The following is a 14,456-nucleotide window of genomic DNA, read 5'->3' on the forward strand; positions in this document are numbered from 1 at the left end:
GGCGGTGCGGGACTGTCGGTGACAGAGTGTTCAGTGGCGCTCATCGATGGACCTTTCTTCGGTATCTCTCGGCCGGACTCGGACCGACATGCGGTTCGGACAGGACCGTGTTTGGGCAGGAACGTGTTTCGGACAAGGCCGTTTTTCGGGCAGGGCCGTTTTTCGGACAGGACAAGGACCGACGGCACGCAGGCGTGCGTCGAAAGAATGGGTCGAGATTCAGGAGTGCGGGATCTGCACCCTGATATGGCAACCAGGAGTCCGGTCCAGCACTTCTATCGTGCCGCCGTGGAGCTCGGTTGCCCACCTGGCGATGGCAAGCCCGAGACCGGTACCCCCGTCCACTGCGCCGCCGCGAGTGAACCGATCGAACACCGAGAAGTGTTCTGTACGAGCAATTCCTGGCCCTTCGTCGACAACCTCGAGCCGTATTCCGTCCGCGGCGGAATATGCCGACATCGTTACCTCGGTTCCTCGCGGGGCGTGCCGGACTGCGTTGTCGATGAGGTTGGTGACGACCTGAGTGAGCCTGGATCGGTCTGCCGACACCTCCAGATGCGGTGGCTGCACGTCGATTCGGACGCAGTTGTGCTCCGAGGTCACCACATCGAGGAATCCACGAACACCGAAGCGCTCGGGACGCAGCGGGAGGACTCCCCCTTCCAGTCGTGACAGGTCCAGCAGTTCGGTCACCAGATCTCCGAGCTTTTCGGTCTGCTTCAGCGCGACTGCCAGAGTGTCCGGTTCGGGGTCGGTGACGCCGTCGACCATGTTCTCCAGAACGGCGCGCAGTGCGGCGATAGGAGTTTTGAGTTCGTGTGAGACATTGCCGATCAGTTCGCGCCGGTATGTGTCGGCCGCCTCCAGATCGGTGGCCATGGTATTGAACGCCTCGGCGAGTTGGCCCACTTCGTCACGGGAGGTGGCGCGGACTCGCGTCGAATAGTCGCCTCGCGCCATCGCTTTCGCGGCCGACGTCATTTCCCGTAGCGGTGAGGTCATGCCGTGAGCGAGCACCTGCGTCGCGGCCAACGACATGACCAGGGCAGCGAGCAGGGAGTAGCGAAACTGCCAGCCTGCGCCGATCCAGAAGACGACACTGGCGACCACTAGCACGATGCCTACGATCAGCGACACCTTGAGCTTGAACGACCCGAGCGGATCGAGGGGACGAGGAAGCCTGCGCACCGCGTCGGACAGCCTCATCTCGGCACATCCAGAGCGTAGCCGACCCCATGAACCGTACGGATCAAGTCGCCACCGATTTTGCGTCGCAACGCTTTCACGTGACTGTCGACCGTTCGACTGCTTGCCGAATCCTGCCAACCCCAGAGCTCGGCCAGAAGTGTCTCGCGGGCGACGGCCGCCCCAGGACGACCCGACAAGTAGAGCAGGATATCGAATTCGGTTCGAGTCAAATGTATTTCACCATCGATGCCGGATACTCGCCGGGCGTGGTGATCGATCGTGATGACGCCGAGATTGGTCGAGGACGATTCGACCAGGGCAGTGCGATCCGATCGCCGCACCAGAGCGTGTACGCGTGCAACGAGTTCTCGCATACTGAACGGCTTGGACAGATAGTCGTCGGCCCCGACTCCGAGGCCGACCAGCATGTCGGTCTCGTCGGACTTGGCCGTCAGCATCAGCACCGGGACGGCACGGTCGGCTTGAATCCGGCGGCAGACCTCCAAACCGTCGAAACCGGGCAGCATGACGTCGAGCACCACGACGTCAGGCCGAACGCGCAGGCACATCTCGACGGCCGAGGGTCCGTCGGATGCGGTGACCACGTCGAAACCCTCGCCGCGTAAGCGCGCGGAGACGGCGTCGGAGATCGTCGGTTCGTCGTCGACGACAAGAACGGTGCGGTTCATGTATCTGACCCTAGAGGCAGCCGATGGAGGAGTCGGACAGGAATTGTGGAGGTTCGGTGAAGATCCTCGGGGCGGCTCACAGCGACATCCCAGCCCGAGCAGAGTCCATCGGAGAGTGGAGCGACGACCGAATGAACGGAAGCGAGAAAGGGCCGAATTGAGGGTCGGCTACCCTAATCCGGACGGACGGGGGTCTGCAGGTTCATTGCAGACTCCGCCACACTCTCCTCGAAAGGGCCCTTCATGGTCGGAACCACGCGATCGTCTCGGTTGGCAGCCGCAGCCGTTGCGACGGCTTTGCTTCTCTCTGCCTGCTCCAGCTCGTCCGACGACGCTGCCGACTCCGGCAACGACACCGGTTCGGGCGGCGCCTTCCCCGCCACCGTCGAGCACGCGTTCGGCGAGACCACCATCGACGCCGAACCGACGCGTGTCGTCGTGGTCGGGTACACCGAGCAGGACACCGTGCTCGCGCTCGGTGTGAAGCCTGTCGGAGTCACCGAGTGGTACGGCGAACAGCCGTATGCAACGTGGCCGTGGGCGCAGGAGGCACTGGGAGATGCGACCCCCGAAGTACTCAGCGCCGACGACGGATTCCAGTACGAGCGGATCGCGGCCCTCGACCCCGATCTGATCATCGGAACCAACGCAGGTATGGACGAGGCGAGCTACACCACCCTGAGCGACATCGCGCCGACCATCGCCCATTCCGGCGACTACACCGGATACTTCGAGCCGTGGGATGTCCAAGCCAGGAACATCGGTACCGCGCTCGGTAAGAAGGACGAGGTCGACGATCTCATCGCGAGCATCGACGAGAAGTTCACCGCAGCCAAGGCCGAGCATCCCGAGTTCGTCGGGACCAAGGCGATCTTCCTGCAGAACGCCTTCTACGATGGCGCAGCGATCGCCTATCAAAATGGGCTCAGCACCGACTTCCTTACCGATCTCGGCTTCGTCGTACCGTCGGAGATCGACGCTTTCGCACCGCCCGAGGGCGGCGGGCAGGCGAACATCCCGCGTGAGAACCTGTCGGTTCTCAACTCTGCAGACGTGCTGCTGTGGGGCACGGAATCGCCGGAGGATCGCACGGCTCTCGAGCAGGAAGCGGTCTACCAGAACCTGGACGCGGTCAAGAACAACAAGCTCGTCTTCACCGATGGGGTGACCGCGGGCGCGATCTATTTCACCAGCGTGCTCAGCCTTCCCTACGTGATCGACAAGATGACGCCCGCTTTCGCGAGCACCCTTGCCGGTGACGGCGCAGCAACCACGACCGCAGGTTAGCCACATCCGCCGACATCGAGGTTGTGCATCGAATCGGACGACATTCGAGTCGCAACTTCGATCTCGGCGGACGACCGTGGGTATCGAGCAGCGTCAGGCCGCGTTCACCTCGGCCCGGCGCTGCATCCACATCGCGGTGGAGAGAACAGCGAGGCCGGCGACCGCCAGGACCGCCCCGACCGCGGCCGGGGCTGTGTAGCCGAATCCTGCAGCGATGACTGCGCCGCCGAGCGCTGCGCCGATGGCGTTGGCGAGGTTGAACGCCGCGTGGTTGAGCGACGCCGCCAGCGTCTGGGCGTCTTCGGCGACGTCCATCAATCTGGTCTGCAATCCGGGTATGACCGACGAGCCGGAAGCGCCGATCAGGAACACCAGGATCAACGCGCTGACCGGATTGTGCGCTGCGACGACGAAGATCGCGAGGAACACGGCCATCGAGGCCAGCCCGACGAATGTTCCCCGCAACTGATAGCGATCAGCCAGCCACCCGCCGAAGTAGTTGCCCGCGACCATGCCGAGGCCATAGATCATCAACGCGACGGGTACGAGCGCACGAGCTAGACCTGCCACGTCGGTGAGGGTCGAGGCGATGTAGGTGTACACCGCGAACATGCCACCGAAGCCCACCATGCCGACGAACAACGTCATCCAGACCTGACCGCGACGCAGAGCCCCGAGCTCGGTGATGGGATTGGTCGTGGGCATTCCGTCGAGACGAGGCATCCACACGATCAGTGCAGCCACGGTGAGCGCACCGATCACGGCTACGACGGCGAAGGCACTTCGCCATCCGAGCGCCTGACCGAGCCACGTTGCAATGGGCACCCCGACGACGTTGGCGACCGACAGACCCATCATGACCAGGGCAACGGCTTTGGCGCGCTTCCCGGGCTCGGCCAGATGCGCCGCTACGAGAGCTGCGATCCCGAAGTACGCGCCGTGCGGAAGTCCTGCGACGAATCGCGATGCCACCAGCTCGCCGAAGCTCGGTGCGAACACGGTGCCGAGGTTGCCGAGCGTGAACGCCATCATCAGCACGATGAGCAATGCTCGACGCGGAACTCGCGCGGCGAGCGTGGCGATCGCAGGCGCACCGACGACCACCCCGAGCGCATACGCCGAGATCATGTGCCCGGCAGACGGCTCCGATATGCCCATCGTCTGCGCGACGTCCGGAAGTAGGCCCATCGATGCGAACTCGGTGGTGCCGATCCCGAAGCCGCCGATCGACAGCGCCAACATGGCTAGCCGCCTGCGGGTCGAGAGCGGTCTACGACTGGCACTCGGCCCGTTCGACACCCTGTCGCGCACAGCGCTGACATTCTTGGCGAAAGCCGAATCGGTGACAGTCACAGCAGAACAACCTTGTCTTGTGTCGGGCATGCTCTTATGTCGGGCATGGAAAAGGGACGAACCCAGTAGGGAACGTCCCTCGGATCAATTGTCATCCCGGATCCACGTCGATTTCGGACAGATCGACGGTGATAGTCCTCACCCAACTCGTTGCGGCTGAAGAACGACCGCTCCCCCGCAGGTCACAGCGCCGGGGCAACTACCGGTGGTGTCGTTGTTTCCTGATCTACGCGTCCCCGCTAGGATTCACGCCAGGTCATGAGTGCCAGCATCGAGCCCCGGCTTGCTGGCCGGCAACCCTCCAACCGCGGTGGGGTGCCCCGGGTGAACGACCGGGTTAGTCGGCTACACGAGAACGTGTGGCCGGAGAACAAGCGCGGGTCCGCTCGTTGGTTTTTCGTCGACGGACCCACTGACCGAGCACGCTGGAAAAGCGGCGTGCCCGAGGAGGAGGTCCACCATGTGTTGTTGTCTCGATACGCCCCGCCCCGGCTTTCCAGCAGAGAGCCGATTCGAACCCTGACACATCCTTCGAAGACGGAGTTATCAGCACCATGACCGACAGCACCCCTGACGTCGTAGACGCAGCAGGCACCCCGATCGAAGATCCCACCGCATCGTGGAGCTTCGAGACCAAACAGATTCACACCGGGCAGACTCCAGACGGCGCAACCAATGCCCGCGCGCTTCCGATCTACCAGACCACGTCGTACACGTTCGACAACACCGATCACGCAGCAGCTCTGTTCGGGTTGGCCGAGCCCGGCAACATCTACACCCGAATCATCAACCCGACGCAGGACGTCGTCGAGCAGCGCATCGCAGCACTCGAAGGCGGCGTCGCGGCACTTCTGTTGGCTTCGGGACAAGCCGCCGAGACCTTTGCGATCCTCAACCTCGCCGAAGCGGGCGATCACATCGTCTCGAGCCCGCGGTTGTACGGAGGAACCTACAACCTCTTCCATTACACCCTTCCCAAGCTGGGCATCAAGGTCACGTTTGTCGAGGATCCCGATGATCTCGATCAGTGGCGCGCCGCGATCGAGCCGAATACGAAGGCGTTCTACGGCGAGACGATCTCGAATCCGAAGAACGACGTCCTCGATATCCCCGGCATCTCGGCGGTCGCGCACGAGCAGGGAATTCCGCTTATCGTCGACAACACGGTCGCGACCCCGTACCTGATCCAGCCGCTCGCTCACGGCGCCGACATCGTGGTTCACTCGGCGACGAAGTACCTCGGTGGACACGGCACGGCCATTGCCGGCGTCATCGTCGACGGGGGCACCTTCGATTGGACCCAGGGGCGCCACTCGAACTTCACAAGCCCGGACCCGAGTTACCACGGTGTAGTGTTCGCCGACCTGGGCGCGCCGGCTTTCGCACTCAAGGCACGGGTCCAGTTGCTGCGCGACATCGGCGCAGCAGTGTCTCCGTTCAACGCGTTCCTGATCAGCCAGGGCCTGGAAACACTCAGCCTGCGGATGGAACGACACGTCGAGAATGCGCAGAAGGTCGCCGCGTTCCTCGAAGCCCGTGCCGACGTCGAATCCATCAACTACGCCGGTCTGAAGTCGTCGCCGTGGTATCAGCGCGGGCAGGAACTCGCGCCGAAGGGACAGGGCGCGATCATCGCCTTCGAATTGACGGGCGGGGTCGACGCAGGCAAGAAGTTCGTCGACGCACTGAGCCTGCACAGTCATGTGGCTAACATCGGTGATGTGCGTTCACTGGTAATCCACCCCGCATCGACGACTCACTCGCAGCTGACGCCCGAGGAGCAACTCGCCTCGGGAGTCACCCCCGGCCTGGTCAGGCTCGCTGTGGGTATCGAGGGGATCGACGACATTCTCGCCGATCTCGAACGCGGATTCGCAGCGGCGGCATCTTGACCATCGGCTCTGTGCACGACGTCCGTCCGGCCGCGGGATTCCCGCCGCCGGACGGACGGCTCGGCAACATCGACATCGGCCCACTCGCTTTGGAAAGTGGCGCCACGCTTCCTCAGGTGACTGTCGCTGTACAGCGGTGGGGCGAGCTTGCGCCGAATCGCGACAATGTGGTGTTGGTCGAGCATGCTCTAACCGGAGACTCCCACGTCAGCGGGCCGGCAGATGCCGACCATGCTCTGCCCGGTTGGTGGAATGGGATGGTCGGCCCCGGCGCACCGATCGATACGGACGAGTGGTGCGTCATCGCGTCGAACGTCCTCGGCGGGTGCGGCGGCACAACTGGCCCCAGCTCACTTGCTCCCGACGGCAAGCACTACGGGAGTAGATTCCCGGAGATCTCCATCCGCGACCAGGTCGCGGCCGAAGTTGCGCTCGCCGACGTCCTCGGGATCGAGCGCTTCGCCGCGGTGGTCGGTGGATCGATGGGCGGAATGCGAACCCTGGAGTGGATCGTCGGCCATCCCGACCGAGTGGGAGCGGCGCTCGTCCTTGCCGTCGGTGCCCGCGCGACAGCAGATCAGATCGGTACTCAGACGACGCAGATCGACGCCATCGTCTCCGATCCTGACTGGCAGGGCGGCAATTACCACGGAACCGGCCGAACTCCCCGGACGGGATTGAAGATCGCTCGACGCATCGCACACCTGACGTATCGCACCGAGAGCGAGCTGGATCTGAGGTTCTCGAACTCTGCTCAGGCTGACGAAAACCCCTGGGACGGCGGCAGATACGCAATCGAAAGCTATCTGCAACACCAGGCGACCAAACTGGCCGACCGATTCGACGCCAGCACTTACGTCCTGCTGAGCGAGGCGATGAACAGACACGACATCGGACGCGGGCGAGGCGGTATCGACGCAGCACTTGCGCTGGCAACCGTTCCCACCATCGTAGGCGGAGTCGACTCCGATCGGCTGTATCCGCTGAGGCAACAGAAAGAGATTGCTCGGGGCCTACCTGAATGCCGCGGTCTCGAAGTCATTCAGTCCAGAGATGGTCACGACGGTTTTCTCACCGAGGCCGGTGCGGTGGCCGCACTTCTCGGCGAGACCATGGCGCATGCCCGGTCCGCTCGCGTCGAGCGAACCGTCTGACACTTCGCTCAGTCCGTCCCGAGCGGGTCGATGGACGACGACAGGAAGACGATGGCGCCGCCCACCAGCGCCAGCGCCGACACGTCGAAAGCGCGACTACGCACCGCAAGCAGTCCTACGCGGTTCTCGGGCAGACACAACCGAAACCCCGCGGCCAGGATCGTCGCGATACCGAGAACGAACGATCCACGGCGCCACCGATCCGCAACAACAAGAACCAACGCCCCTACGATGACGACGAGTACTGCCAGCAGCGGCAGGTTCTTGCGGATCTGATTTCGCACCGGATCAGACCGCAGTCCGCGCCAGCAGATCCCGTTCCGCTCGCTCCACGACGTTCGCGAGGAGAAAGGCGCGGGTCAATGGTCCGACGCCGCCCGGATTGGGTGAGAGGAACCCTGCGACTTCGGCGACATCCGCTGCAACGTCCCCACGCAAGCCGTCGTCCGTCCTCGTGACTCCGACGTCGAGGACTGCCGCGCCCGGCTTGACCATGTCGGCGGTGACGATGCCTGGCACTCCTGCCGCTGCGATGACGATGTCCGCGCGTCTCACCTCGGCAGCCAGGTCCGAGGTGCCGGTGTGGCACAGGGTGACGGTCGCATTCTCGGACTTGCGAGTCAGCAGAAGACCGATCGGACGCCCCACGGTCACACCGCGGCCGATCACCACGGCATGGGCGCCTGCGATCGCGACGTCGTACCGCCGCAACAAGTGGACGATCCCACGCGGCGTGCACGGGAGCGCAGCCTCTTTGCCCAATACCAACCGGCCGAGGTTGATGGGGTGCAAACCGTCGGCGTCTTTGTCGGGGTCGATGCGTTCGAGCGCAGCGTTCTCGTCGAGGTGATTCGGCAACGGCAGCTGCACGATGTAGCCGGTGCACGCTGGATCCGCGTTGAGGTCGTCGATGACGGCCTCCAGATCGGCCTGGGTGATATCGGCTGGAAGGTCGCGTCGGATCGAGGTGATCCCGACCTTGGCGCAGTCGTTGTGTTTGCCGCGTACGTACGCAGCCGAACCTGGGTCGTCGCCGACCAGAACGGTCCCCAGTCCGGGAACGATTCCGCCGGCGCGCAGTGCGTCCACCCGCCGAGTCAGGTCGACGAAGATCTCGTCACGGGTGGCCTTGCCGTCCAGAATCGTTGCAGTCACGACGACCATTCTTCCAGGCGGCTATGCGACGGTCTCGTCAACCCTCGACGGACAGTCCGTGCGCCTGTGCGTAGGCAACGGCCTGAGTCAGCTCGATCCTCGTTCCGACGAGTGAGGCCGCCACCCACAGGTTCGCGTCGACCCGCGCGCCTCGCAGATCTGCGCCGTCCAGTTTCGCCCCGATAGCGCGGGCCCCGGACAGGTCGACCGACGCCAACGTGGTCTTGGAGAGGTCTGTGTTCACCAGGTTCGCCTCGACCAACCGACCGCCGGTCAGATCCACCCCACGCAGGTCCGCTCCCCCAATTCCGACGAGCGTGAAATCGACTTCGTCGTAGGTCGCAGGCCTCATACGGCAGTCGACGAAGGTGGACCCGATAAACGTAGACCGTCGAAACACGCTGTGCTGGAGATTGCTTCGAGTGAACGTGCACGACCTGAATGCCGCGTCGACGTGGATCGACTCGGTGAGATCCGTCCCGGTGAAGTCGCACTCGGTGAACACCACGGACGTCGTCTTCACCCCACTGAGGTCGGCGTCACGGAAATTGCACGCCACGTAGTTACGGTTGTTCCACTGCTGCTGGTCGAGCCGGGCGTCGGAAAAATCCTCACCGACAATCTGTTCGTCATCCACCTGCACCATCCTTCCTTCGACGGTGATGGCAGAGTGAGCCGGGTGTTTCGACTCATGTTCTTCGAGCCCCGGATTCCGCAGAACACCGGCAACGCCATACGCCTCGTCGCAGGCACCGGGTGCGAGCTCCACCTGGTCGGCCCGCTCGGTTTCGACATGTCCGAACCTAAGCTCAAGCGTGCAGGGCTGGACTACCACGACCTGGCGTCGGTGACGGTGCACGAGAATCTGTCGGCGGCGTGGGACGCGCTCGAACCGGATCGAGTGTTCGCGTACACGGCCCATTCGACGCGGTTCCACACTGACGTGGACTACCTCCCCGGCGACATTCTGCTTTTCGGGCCCGAACCCACCGGGTTGCCCGAGAGCGTATTGGACGATCCACGCGTCACCGACAAATTGCGTATCCCGATGATCCCGGGCCGACGTTCCCTCAACCTCGCCAACTCAGCAGCCGTCGTGATGTACGAGGCGTGGCGGCAACACGGATTCGAGGGCAGCGTCTAGAGCGTGTCTCTTAAATTGGGTCCGTTTTCGTTTTCATCGCCGGGCGGTGGTTGTGGTTGCGGGAGTGCAGAACTGCCGCGCACAGGACAACGCCCCCGAGGAATGTCATGGCGTACTTGTCATATCGAGTGGCCACACCACGCCACTGTTTGAGCCGCCCGAAGCCACGCTCGACGGTGTTGCGGTGCTTGTACATCGTCGGATCGAAACCCGGTGGACGACCACCGGCGGACCCCTTGTCGGCCCGTCGCTGCTTCTGGTCGCTGCGCTCGGGAATGGTGTGTTTGATCTTGCGGCGACGCAGTTCGGTGCGGGTACTGGGATGGGTGTACGCCTTGTCGGCGAGCAATCGGTAGTCCTGGTCCCCACCGGCAGCTCGGTGGGCATCGAGCAACGGCACCAACTGTGGATTGTCCCCGGCTTGCCCACCGGTCAGCAGCATCGTCACCGGCGAGCACGTCAGGTCGGTCAGTGCATGGATCTTCGTGGTGAATCCTCCGCGAGATCGACCCAACGCGTGGTCAGCGGGTTCGTCGACGGATTTCTTGTAATTCGACAAGGCCCCCTGTGAGAGTGTCGGCTCGCGCACCGGCCGCATGCTGATGCGCCCGGACGCTGGTCGAGTCGATCGAGAGCACCGCCCCGATATCGCCGTCGAGTTCTTCCGGGTCGAGACCGAACACCTCGGCCACCGCGGCAAGCATCTCGTCGTAGGTGCCATCGAAGGACCATCGGTGGTGGCGTTTCCACACCGTCTGCCACGGACCGAAGTCCTCCGGCAGATCTCGCCACGGACACCCGGTACGGAATCGGTATGCGATGCCCTCCAGAATTCGCCGGTGCTCGGCGAACCGCCGCCCACGTTTTCCCACGTCGGTGGGTATCACTGGCTCGACGATCTCCCAGAACTCGTCACTGATCACTCCCACGCGCGTCATCGAAATATCATCGCTGACAGCACCTCTCAAATTTGGGAGACACGCTCTAGGACGATCCGTCCCCTGTCTCGCTTGGCTTCCCTGCTACATCAGCGTCGTCCAGCCCGCGAGTCGGTTCGCTGGTCGCCGCGTGTGTCCTCGCCCGTACGAGGCGAACAACGCCGTACACCAGCCCGGCGCCGACAGCGAGCGCACCGAGCCACGGGATGGCGCGCCCCAGTGCGACGACGCTACCTTGGAGTGCATCCAGCAACGAGTTCCACCCCGCCACGATGCCGTCCAGGAAATTGTCGGGGCCAGGAGACGGCGTCACGTCGTCGGTACTGAATTGCACTGTGATCGTGGACAAATCCACCTGGTCAGCCAAGTAGTTCTTCTGAGACGTGAGGCTGTCGAGCTCTCCCTGCCTGCTGGCCAGAGCTGACTCCGCCTCGATCAGGTCCGCGGTGTTGGTGGCGCCTGCGATGAGCGCACGCAACCGGTCGACCGAGGACTGCAGCGCTGCGATACGGGCATCGAGGTCCTGGTATTGCATCGTGACGTCGTCACGGCTGATGCTGACACTGGTGACCTTACCGAGCGCTTCGATGCGATCGACGGTTCCAGTGAGTTCGGACGCGGGAATGCGGGCGGTGAGAGAACTACTCGCGGGCGAATTGTCGGTCTCCGGATTCTCGGTGCGATTGTCGATGCGCCCGCCTGCCGCCTCCACGACGTCGACTGCATCGCGTGCGGCCTGAACTGGATCGGCTGCGGTCACATAGATCTGGCCTGTCACAACCTCTTTGCGGTCCGCAGGCTGCGGCGCCTGATCACGGACGACACTCCCGGCCTCCGGCGAGAATTCCATACCCGAGGCCGGCATCGACGGGTCGACGGCCGGCGCGTCGGCGACACCGTTCGAACCACTACAACCCGCGAGAAGAAAGAAGATCCCAACCAGTGCGGCAATCAGAGAGCGCTTCATCTTCGGAGATGCTAGAGCAACTGGGCCGCCCGAGGAGGGGCCGTGACGTGCGAACGTCGAATTGTTACATCTATAGGGAACATTCACTGATGACCTCGGGCCGGAACCGGGGTACGGTGTGCCGCACCGACCCAATTCGTTCCCGTGAAGGAGCCCCTCTTTTGTTCTCCGCTTCGCCTTCGTTGTCGACTCTCTTCCGCTCCACCCAGGATGGCTCCTTCCACCGCATCAGTAGTCGAATCACCCGCACTGCAGCGCTTTTCGTCATCGGCGGCGGTATCGCAACTGCCGGCGCCCTTGGTACAGGCGTCGCCTCGGCCGCGCCGGTAACCTGCGTGTCCCCTCCGTCGGCAAACGACATCCAGGTCGACGGGACGGCGAGCTGCGGCGCCACGGCAGCCGACGCGTCGCGCGCGAGTGCCACCGCCACCGACAGCGGCACCGCCGTCAGCGTCGCAGAAGACGCGGGCAACACCTTCACTCTCGCGACGGGTTACGGAACTGCGCTCGGCGCATCGCGTGCGGGAGGAACCGCGTACGCCGGTGCATTGGGCGGAGGCATTGCACACTCGTGGGCCGACAACACCGACACCACCATCGCTATCGCGGGCTGGGGATCGGGAGCAACCGCCGAAGCCGCCGGTGTCGACTGCGTCGGCCAGTGGTCGCTCGCTTTGAATCTCTCGTCCGGCCAGTTCTGCGCATTCGGCAACTGACCCCCTCACACTCTCTTCAGCCCTGCCCCTCGGTTCTCGAGCGGCAGGGCTGAACGGCGTCGAGTCGGTGAAACGCCGCAATCTACGACCAAAGGTAGTACCCGAGCCGTCTCCGGTTTACGATGTCCCCACTCGCATCTCCAGGAGGATCAGTGACTGCCCTAGCGCCTAGGCCAACTCCCGCTGTTTCGGCGGTGAGGCCTTTTCCGCCGCGGATGGGACCGAAGGGTTCTTTTCTTCACAAGGCGGTGACGACGACTGATCCCAAGGTGTTGGGGATCATGTACATCGCGACGTCTATTGCGTTTTTCCTCGTCGGTGGCTTGATGGCGTTGTTGATGCGTGCCGAGTTGGCTGTGCCGGGGATGCAGTTTCTGTCCAATGAGCAGTACAACCAGCTGTTCACGATGCACGGCACGATCATGTTGCTGTTGTATGCGACGCCGATCGTGTTCGGGTTCGCGAACTACATTTTGCCGTTGCAGATCGGTGCTCCGGATGTGGCGTTTCCGCGGTTGAATGCGTTTTCGTATTGGTTGTATCTGTTCGGTGCGTTGATCACCACGGCTGGGTTCATCACTCCTGGTGGTGCTGCTGATTTCGGGTGGACGGCGTACACCCCGCTCACGTCGGCTCTGCATTCTCCTGGTGTGGGTGCTGATCTGTGGATCATGGGCCTCGCTGTGGCTGGTTTGGGCACCATTTTGGGTGGTGTCAACATGATCACGACGGTGATTTGTTTGCGGGCGCCGGGTATGACGATGTTCCGGATGCCGATTTTCACGTGGAACATTTTGGTGACGTCGATTTTGATTTTGTTGGCGTTTCCGTTGTTGACGGCGGCGTTGTTGGGGTTGGCGGCCGATCGTCATCTGGGTGCGCATTTGTTCGATCCGGCCACTGGTGGGGTGTTGTTGTGGCAGCACTTGTTCTGGTTCTTCGGTCATCCCGAGGTGTACATCATCGCGTTGCCGTTCTTCGGGATCGTGTCGGAGATTTTCCCGGTGTTCTCGCGTAAGCCGATGTTCGGGTACACCACGTTGATCTATGCGACGATCGCGATCGCGGCGCTGTCGATTGCGGTGTGGGCGCATCATATGTATGCCACTGGTGCGGTGTTGTTGCCGTTCTTCTCGTTCATGACGTTCTTGATCGCGGTGCCGACGGGGGTGAAGATCTTCAACTGGATCGGCACGATGTGGCGTGGTCAGGTGACGCTCGAGACGCCGATGTTGTTCTCGATCGGGTTTTTGATCACGTTCCTCTTCGGTGGGTTGTCGGGTGTGTTGCTCGCTAGCCCGCCGATCGATTTTCATGTCACCGATACGTACTTCGTGATCGCGCATTTCCATTATGTGGTGTTCGGGACGGTGGTGTTCGCGACGTATGCCGGTATCTACTTCTGGTTCCCGAAGATGACGGGCCGGATGATGGACGAGACGCTCGGTAAGTGGCATTTCTGGTTGACGTTCTTCGGGTTCCACGGCACGTTCTTGGTGCAGCATTGGCTCGGGAACGAAGGTATGCCGCGTCGGTATGCGGATTATCTGGCTTCGGATGGGTTCACGACGCTCAACATCATTTCCACGATCGGTGCGTTCGTGCTCGGTGCCTCGACGTTGCCGTTCGTGTGGAATGTGTTCAAGTCCTACCGGTACGGGGAAGTGGTCACTGTCGATGATCCGTGGGGTTACGGCAACTCGTTGGAGTGGGCGACCTCGTGCCCGCCGCCGCGGCACAATTTCACGGAGTTGCCGCGGATCCGGTCCGAACGGCCGGCGTTCGAACTGCACTATCCGCACATGGTCGAACGGCTCCGCGCCGAAGCACACGTCGGGCCGGGCAGTCACGGAGGACAGACCACCGAAGTCCTCGAACAGGCACGCCGCGCACCACTGTCCACCAGCGACCACGAACACTCCGGCGACTGACAAGCAGGCCTTCTCACACCACTCTCAGTACCACCGATGGAT

Annotated in this window: 13 protein-coding genes, 1 pseudogene and 1 riboswitch; of the genes and pseudogenes, 6 read left to right on the forward strand and 8 right to left on the reverse strand. The window is 62.9% G+C overall.

Annotation, left to right across the window (positions count from 1 at the left end):
* Positions 1-219 precede the first annotated feature (219 nt).
* Together WDS16_RS13480 and WDS16_RS13485 are read right to left on the reverse strand one after the other, a co-directional pair.
* Positions 220-1,206, reverse strand: a complete 987-nt coding sequence (locus tag WDS16_RS13480; RefSeq protein ID WP_338893133.1) for a HAMP domain-containing sensor histidine kinase — start codon at positions 1,204-1,206, stop codon at positions 220-222.
* Positions 1,203-1,877, reverse strand: coding sequence for a response regulator transcription factor (locus WDS16_RS13485; RefSeq protein WP_338893134.1), 675 nt, complete (start codon positions 1,875-1,877; stop codon positions 1,203-1,205). Before WDS16_RS13485 ends, WDS16_RS13480 begins: the two co-directional genes overlap by 4 nt.
* A gap of 243 nt (positions 1,878-2,120) precedes the next feature.
* Between WDS16_RS13485 and WDS16_RS13490 the strand changes: the two genes are divergently transcribed.
* Entirely contained in the window at positions 2,121-3,164 is a 1,044-nt protein-coding gene (locus WDS16_RS13490) for an iron-siderophore ABC transporter substrate-binding protein (protein WP_338893135.1), read from the forward strand.
* 93 nt (positions 3,165-3,257) lie between these two features.
* Here WDS16_RS13490 and WDS16_RS13495 read toward each other — a convergent pair whose 3' ends face one another.
* Complete coding sequence (locus tag WDS16_RS13495) at positions 3,258-4,517, reverse strand: MFS transporter (protein ID WP_422395796.1); 1,260 nt, start codon at positions 4,515-4,517, stop codon at positions 3,258-3,260.
* A 254-nt stretch (positions 4,518-4,771) separates the two neighbouring features.
* A riboswitch (SAM riboswitch) is annotated at positions 4,772-4,900 on the forward strand.
* Between the two features lie 171 nt (positions 4,901-5,071).
* Here WDS16_RS13495 and WDS16_RS13500 point away from each other — a divergent pair.
* Together WDS16_RS13500 and metX are read left to right on the forward strand one after the other, a co-directional pair.
* A complete protein-coding gene (locus tag WDS16_RS13500; protein WP_338893136.1) occupies positions 5,072-6,409 on the forward strand; it encodes a bifunctional o-acetylhomoserine/o-acetylserine sulfhydrylase in 1,338 nt (445 codons plus the stop codon).
* Positions 6,406-7,563 (forward strand): homoserine O-acetyltransferase MetX, encoded by a 1,158-nt coding sequence (gene metX / locus WDS16_RS13505; protein WP_422395797.1) that lies wholly within the window; start codon positions 6,406-6,408, stop codon positions 7,561-7,563. The genes WDS16_RS13500 and metX overlap by 4 nt, the downstream gene beginning before the upstream one ends.
* An 8-nt stretch (positions 7,564-7,571) precedes the next feature.
* Here the strand turns inward: metX and WDS16_RS13510 are convergent, their stop codons facing one another.
* Genes WDS16_RS13510 through WDS16_RS13520 form a run of 3 tightly spaced genes read right to left on the reverse strand, consistent with a single transcriptional unit; the run spans position 7,572 to position 9,364 of the window.
* Positions 7,572-7,847, reverse strand: a complete 276-nt coding sequence (locus WDS16_RS13510) for a DUF3017 domain-containing protein (protein WP_338893138.1) — start codon at positions 7,845-7,847, stop codon at positions 7,572-7,574.
* A gap of 4 nt (positions 7,848-7,851) precedes the next feature.
* Positions 7,852-8,718: a bifunctional methylenetetrahydrofolate dehydrogenase/methenyltetrahydrofolate cyclohydrolase gene (locus WDS16_RS13515; protein ID WP_338893139.1), complete on the reverse strand. Its 867-nt coding sequence runs from the start codon at positions 8,716-8,718 to the stop codon at positions 7,852-7,854.
* Between the two features lie 37 nt (positions 8,719-8,755).
* Positions 8,756-9,364, reverse strand: coding sequence for a pentapeptide repeat-containing protein (locus tag WDS16_RS13520; RefSeq protein ID WP_338893140.1), 609 nt, complete (start codon positions 9,362-9,364; stop codon positions 8,756-8,758).
* 33 nt (positions 9,365-9,397) lie between these two features.
* Here WDS16_RS13520 and WDS16_RS13525 point away from each other — a divergent pair, with 33 nt between their 5' ends.
* Complete coding sequence (locus WDS16_RS13525; RefSeq protein WP_338893426.1) at positions 9,398-9,862, forward strand: tRNA (cytidine(34)-2'-O)-methyltransferase; 465 nt, start codon at positions 9,398-9,400, stop codon at positions 9,860-9,862.
* 10 nt (positions 9,863-9,872) lie between these two features.
* Here the strand turns inward: WDS16_RS13525 and WDS16_RS13530 are convergent.
* A pseudogene (locus WDS16_RS13530) lies at positions 9,873-10,800 on the reverse strand (IS5 family transposase).
* Between the two features lie 46 nt (positions 10,801-10,846).
* Complete coding sequence (locus WDS16_RS13535) at positions 10,847-11,767, reverse strand: DUF4349 domain-containing protein (RefSeq protein ID WP_338893141.1); 921 nt, start codon at positions 11,765-11,767, stop codon at positions 10,847-10,849.
* A gap of 239 nt (positions 11,768-12,006) precedes the next feature.
* Between WDS16_RS13535 and WDS16_RS13540 the strand changes: the two genes are divergently transcribed.
* On the forward strand, positions 12,007-12,483 hold the full coding sequence (locus WDS16_RS13540) for a DUF6764 family protein (protein WP_338893428.1): 477 nt from the start codon (positions 12,007-12,009) through the stop codon (positions 12,481-12,483).
* Positions 12,484-12,635: 152 nt separating this feature from the next.
* Positions 12,636-14,414, forward strand: coding sequence for a cytochrome c oxidase subunit I (gene ctaD, locus WDS16_RS13545; RefSeq protein WP_338893142.1), 1,779 nt, complete (start codon positions 12,636-12,638; stop codon positions 14,412-14,414).
* The last annotated feature ends 42 nt before the right edge of the window (positions 14,415-14,456 follow it).

This window comes from Rhodococcus sovatensis (assembly GCF_037327425.1).
Lineage (GTDB): Bacteria > Actinomycetota > Actinomycetes > Mycobacteriales > Mycobacteriaceae > Rhodococcoides > Rhodococcoides sovatense.